The organism is Salipiger sp. HF18 (assembly GCF_011806505.1).
Lineage (GTDB): Bacteria > Pseudomonadota > Alphaproteobacteria > Rhodobacterales > Rhodobacteraceae > Salipiger > Salipiger thiooxidans.
The window spans coordinates 1-5,509 of the sequence record NZ_JAATOS010000275.1 but is presented as its reverse complement, the minus strand read 5'-3'; the positions used below and the strand labels follow the sequence as shown (position 1 = coordinate 5,509).

The window sequence follows — 5,509 nt, the reverse complement described above, 5'->3', positions numbered from 1 at the left end:
CCATCGCGGGCGGGAGGGCGGGCGGGGGGGGGGCGAAGGAGTTGTGGGCCTCGCGGTCGACCCCGCCGCTGCCGATCACGCGCCCGAGGAACCCGCCCAGCTGCCGCAGCGCCAGCGCGCCGATGGCGAGGAAGACGGCGAGCGCCACGGGGAAGAGAAATTCGACAACCGACCAGAGCCCCGGCACGAAGACGAGCCCGAGGATGAAGGCCACGTTAACCGACATGGCAAGCGCCAGCGGCAGGGCCATCATCTGGGTCTGCGCATTGCTCGCGCCCAGCGACTGGCCGCGCTCGGAGGCCACGAACCGCCCGACGCGTCGCAGGTTCCAGGCCAGCAGGTAGAGGTTCATGGCACCGAAGATGGCGATGCCCGCCGCGGCGAGGGCAGAAGGCGACCAGACCGAGCCGTACTGGCTTTCCGCCACCTCGATGCCGGGGATGATCAGCGAGAAATAGGCCGCCGAGAGCATCACCCCCGCCGCGAAGCCCAGCATGGTGTCGGAGGTCGCCTGCGTCATCTTGCGCCCGACCAGCGCCGGAGCGGCGCCCGCCGTCGTGGCGATGGCGGCAACGAACCCGCCAAAGACGCCCCAGAGAATTTCTTGCATGCTGCCCCCGACCCGGTTTTGCAGCACTAAAGGCGGCAGCGCGGCAAATGGCAACCACCTGCGATTGCGCCGCCCCCCTTGAAGCGGTAAGGAAAACTGACCGGTTCGAGAGGGAAAGGAAGCCGTCGATGCCCGTGATCACCGAAATCGAGGACCTCAAGCGGATCTACAAGCGGCGCGTTCCGCGGATGTTCTACGACTATTGCGAGTCGGGAAGCTGGACCGAACAGACCTTCCGCGAGAACTCGTCGGATTTCGACGATCTCTACCTGCGCCAGCGCGTCGCCATCGACATGACCGGCCGCAGCACCGCGACGCAGCTGATCGGGCAGGACGTGGCGATGCCGGTGGCGCTGGCCCCCGTCGGCCTGACCGGGATGCAGCACGCGGACGGCGAGATCCTCGCGGCGAAGGCCGCCGAGACGTTCGGCGTGCCCTATACGCTCTCGACGATGTCGATCTGCTCCATCGAAGACGTGGCCGAGCACACCTCGAAACCGTTCTGGCTGCAGGTCTACACGCTCAAGGACGACGACTTCATGCAGCGGCTCTTCGACCGCGCGAAGGATGCCAAGTGCTCGGCGGCGGTGATCACTGTCGACCTGCAGATGCTGGGGCAGCGTCACAAGGACATCAAGAACGGGCTCTCCGCCCCGCCCAAGCTGACCGCGAGGTCGATCCTCGACATGTCGTGGCGCGTGGCCTGGGGGCTGGAGATGCTGCAGACCAAGCGGCGTTTCTTCGGCAACATCGTGGGTCACGCGGCCGGGGTGGACGACCCCTCGAGCCTCAGCACCTGGACCGCCGAGAGCTTCGACCAGGCGCTGAACTGGGACCGCATCCGGGAGTTCCGCAAGATGTGGGACGGCCCGCTCATCATCAAGGGCATCCTCGATCCGCGCGACGCGCTCGAGGCGCTGAACGTGGGCGCGGACGCCATCGTGGTGTCGAACCACGGCGGGCGGCAGCTCGACGGGGCGCTGAGCTCGATCCGGGCGCTGGGACCGATCATGGACGCGGTGGGCGACAGGATCGAGGTGCATCTCGACAGCGGCGTGCGCTCGGGCCAGGACGTGCTCAAGGCCGTGGCCATGGGCGCCAAGGGCTGCTGGATCGGCCGCGCCTACATCTACGGGCTGGGCGCCATGGGCGAGAAGGGTGTCTCGGAGGCGCTGCGGGTGATCCACAAGGAGCTCGACACCTCGATGGGGCTGTGCGGTCGCACCGACATCAATGCGGTGAACCGCGACATCCTGATGGTGCCGAAGGGGTTCTCGGGCGACTGGGAAGAGTGAGGCCGGCGTCTCGCGGGACGGTTGGGGTCGAGGGGGCTCTGCCCCCGTCCCTGCGGGACTCCCCCGGAGTTTGTCCGGCAAGATGAAGCAGCGGGGTGGCGCCCGGGATCAGGCGCCGCGCCGCATCCAGCCCACGAGGGCGGCCGGGATCAGCGCGAGGATCACGGCGACGGTGCCGAAGGCGGCGCCGAGGCCGAAGAGGCCCGAGAGAACCCCCATGAGCGGCGGGCCGAGGAAGAAGCCTGCGTAGCCGATCACCGAGAGGTGGGAGATGGCGCGCGCCCGTTGCGGCGCCGGCACCCGGGCCGCGACGAAGGCGAAGGCCATGGGCACAATCACCGAGGCGCCGAGCCCCAGCACCGCGAAGCCCGCGTAGGCGACCCAGACGGCGGGGGCGAAGCCCGCCAAGAGCGCTCCGACCGCCGCGACGCCTGCGCCGATGCGGATCACCGCCGGTTCCGGGAAGCGATGCGCCAGCGCCTGGCCGAAGAGCCTGCCGATCCCCATGGTGAAGCCCAGCAGTGCCGGGCCCATGGAGCCCGCGGCGGCGCCCGCGCCGAGGTTGCGTTCGAGATGCAGCGCCGACCAGCCCTCGGCCGCCTGCTCGGTCAGGAAGCCGATCATCACGATGAGCCCGCCGGGCAGCACCAGCGGCCAGGCGGAGACCGCGGCCTTCGCGGCGCGGGCGGCGTGGTCCTGCACCAGCGGCGCGGTGGCCATGACCACGACCAGCGCCAGCGTGACGAGGCCGAGCCCGGAGAACACCGCGAGCGGCGCGGCCCCCGCCTCGCGCGAGACACCGGTGACGAGCGCCGAGCCCGCGTAGACGAAGGAGTAAAGCCCGTGGTTGAGGTTCATCAGGGGCCGGCCCCGCGTCACCTCGAGCGCCGCGAGCCGTGCGTTCATCACCACGTCGAGGCAGCCGACCGCCGCCCCCGCCAGCGCCATGCCGAGCGCGAAGCCCCACCAGCCGGTGGCGAGCCCCGGGGTCAGAAAGGCCAGCGCCGTGGCCAGCCCGAGGAGCGGCATCGCCGCGCGTCCGAGATGGCGGTCGGCGACGGGTGCTGCCCACATCGCCGCCACGGCGCCGCAGGTCGAGACCAGCATCGCCAGTCCGAAGCCCTCGTCCGTGAGGCCCGCCTGCGACTTCAGATCCGGCACCAGCGCCGCGAATCCGCCCCAGTAGAGCCCCATCGCCGCGAAGGCCGCCGCCGGCCCGCGGCTGGCCAATATGTCCTGCCCGATCCTCATTCGCACTGCCTGCCACCGCGCGCGGTGAAGGTCCAGCGGCGGCGGGTGCGGGCGGGGCGCAAAAAGAGGTTGAGAAAAGTTGCAAACCGGTCTATCGGAGCGCTCTTAACGCGGGGTGACAGCCTTGGAGGCACCCTGCCCTTATATATGGAGAATACAACATGGCTGGTGAGATTCCTGATCTCGTAGCTCTGGAACGGTCGGGGACGGGCAAGGGCGCCGCTCGGCAGGCTCGTCGCGACGGCATGGTTCCGGGGATCCTCTTCGGTGGCGACGCAGAACCGCTCGCGATCCAGATGCCCTTCAACAAGATGCTGCATCAGCTGAAAGCCGAAGGCCACGATGACGTCCGCGTCATCTGCCGCGACGTTCAGCGCGACGTGGTGAAGGACCTTCCGACCCACTTCGACCTGATGCGCCTGCGCCGCACCACCCGGATCAACCTCTTCATCCACGTTGATTTCATCAACGAGGAGAAGGCTCCGGGACTCAAGCGCGGCGGCGTGCTCACCATCGTGCGCCAGGAAGTCGAGCTCAACGTGCTCGCCGGCGACATTCCGGACCACATCACCGTGGACCTGGAAGGCAAGCAGATCGGCGACGTGATCCACATCTCGGACGTCACCCTGCCCGAAGGCGTGAAGCCGACCGTCGACCGTGACTTCGTCATCGCCAACATCTCGGCTCCGCGCGGCCTGCGCGCCGACGACGCGGCCGAAGGCGAAGCGGAGGGCGACGAGGAGTAATCCCCGCCCTCACGGCAGAATTTCGGACGGCCCCGCCAGCGATGGCGGGGCCGTTTCGCTTTCCGGGCGCGCGTTTCCGTGGCAAGGACCCCGGGCGGCGCCCTTGCGGTGCCGGTCCCCCTACCCCATGTCCCGGCAAAGGACGCTACATGCGATACACGCTGCGCCAGATCGAATATTTCATCGCCACCGCCGAGGCCGGGTCGATCACCCTTGCCGCCGAGCGGATCAACATCTCGCAGCCGTCGATCTCGACCGCGATCTCGCAGCTCGAGGCAGAGCTCGGGGCGCAGCTCTTCCTGCGGCGCCATGCGCAGGGACTGTCGCTGACCCGCACCGGGCGCGAGTTGCTGGCCGAGGCCAAGCAGCTCATGGACCAGGCGCAGAAGCTCTACCACACCGCCTCCGAGGCGACCGAGGCAGTGCGGGGCACGCTGTCGCTGGGCTGTCTCGTCACCTTCGCCCCGATGGTGCTGCCCGAGGTGACGCACAGCTTCGCCACGGACTTCCCCGGAGTGCGGGTGCTGCCGCAGGTCTCGGACCACGAGCAGCTGCTGCACGGGCTCGAGCGTGCCGAGCTCGACATCGCGCTCAGCTACGACCTGCACCTGCCGGACGAGTTCGAGTTCATCCCGCTGGCCGAACTGCCGCCCTATGCGCTGGTGGCCGAGACCGATCCGCTGGCGAGCGAGCCCGCGGTGACCCTCGGCGAGCTTGCCGAGCGCGACATGATCCTGCTCGACCTGCCGCAGTCGCGGGATTACTTCCTCGCGCTCTTCGCGCGCATGGGGCTGGTGCCCAAGATCAGCGCGCGGCTGCAGCAGCAGGACGTCATCCGCACCATGGTGGCGAACCGCTTCGGCTACACCATCGCCAACATCCGGCCGAAATCGCGGCTGGCGCTTGACGGGCGGTCGGTGGCGAAGGTGCGGATCGCGGGGGATCACAAGCCGATGCGGCTGGGGCTGCTCAGGGTGGCCCGGCAGGCGCCGACGCGGCTGGTGGGGACCTTCATGGACCATTGCGCGACGCTGATCTCGAACAGCTACATCCCCGGGATGGAAGCGCCGATCATGGACCCGAAGCGCGTCGGCTGACACGCGGCCCCGAGGCAGTCGGGGCGCGGGTCTCGCAAGGGCCGGACACGTGCCCCCCCCTGCCTGATTTCAGCTACACCGGACCGCCGGCGTCGCCTCTGGCTGACCCGGCGTGGACAGCCGGACAGCCGGACGGTCAGTCGGGGATGACCGCGGTGCCGTCGATCTCGACCAGCCAATCGGGCCGGGCCAGTGCCTGCACCACGAGGCCGGTGGAGACCGGGTGCACGCCCTTCAGGTACTCGCCCATGGTGCGGTAGACCGCCTCACGGTGGCGCACGTCGGTGATGTAGACCACCACCTTGACGAGATGCTCCATCGAGCCGCCGGCCTCTTCGATGAGCTGGCGGATGTTCTGCATGACCTTGTGGGTCTGCTCCACCGGGTCGTGGCTCTCGATGTTCTTGGCGTCGTCGAGGTTCTGCGGGCACTGGCCGCGCAGCCAGACGATGCGGCCGCCCTGGGTGACAACGGCCTGCGCCAGGTCGTTGTCGAGGTTCTGCTCGGGAT

General features: G+C 69.0%; 5 protein-coding genes and 1 pseudogene. 3 read left to right on the top strand and 3 right to left on the bottom strand.

From position 1 onward, the window contains the following. Positions 1 to 610: pseudogene (locus HC022_RS28605) on the bottom strand (hypothetical protein); the annotation flags it as partial. Positions 611 to 738: 128 nt separating this feature from the next. Here HC022_RS28605 and HC022_RS18290 point away from each other — a divergent pair. Then, positions 739 to 1,905 carry an alpha-hydroxy acid oxidase gene (locus HC022_RS18290; RefSeq protein ID WP_008885323.1) on the top strand — a complete coding sequence of 389 codons (1,167 nt, stop codon included), beginning with the start codon at positions 739 to 741 and terminating at the stop codon, positions 1,903 to 1,905. 108 nt (positions 1,906 to 2,013) lie between these two features. Here the strand turns inward: HC022_RS18290 and HC022_RS18285 are convergent, their stop codons facing one another. Further along, positions 2,014 to 3,156, bottom strand: a complete 1,143-nt coding sequence (locus tag HC022_RS18285; RefSeq protein ID WP_167453380.1) for an MFS transporter — start codon at positions 3,154 to 3,156, stop codon at positions 2,014 to 2,016. Between the two features lie 161 nt (positions 3,157 to 3,317). Between HC022_RS18285 and HC022_RS18280 the strand changes: the two genes are divergently transcribed. Then, entirely contained in the window at positions 3,318 to 3,902 is a 585-nt protein-coding gene (locus tag HC022_RS18280; RefSeq protein WP_167453379.1) for a 50S ribosomal protein L25/general stress protein Ctc, read from the top strand. A gap of 149 nt (positions 3,903 to 4,051) precedes the next feature. Then, positions 4,052 to 4,999, top strand: a complete 948-nt coding sequence (locus HC022_RS18275) for a LysR family transcriptional regulator (RefSeq protein ID WP_008884752.1) — start codon at positions 4,052 to 4,054, stop codon at positions 4,997 to 4,999. A gap of 136 nt (positions 5,000 to 5,135) precedes the next feature. Here HC022_RS18275 and HC022_RS18270 read toward each other — a convergent pair. After that, positions 5,136 to 5,509 (bottom strand): RidA family protein (locus tag HC022_RS18270; RefSeq protein WP_167453378.1); only part of this gene is annotated, 374 nt, incomplete at its 5' end.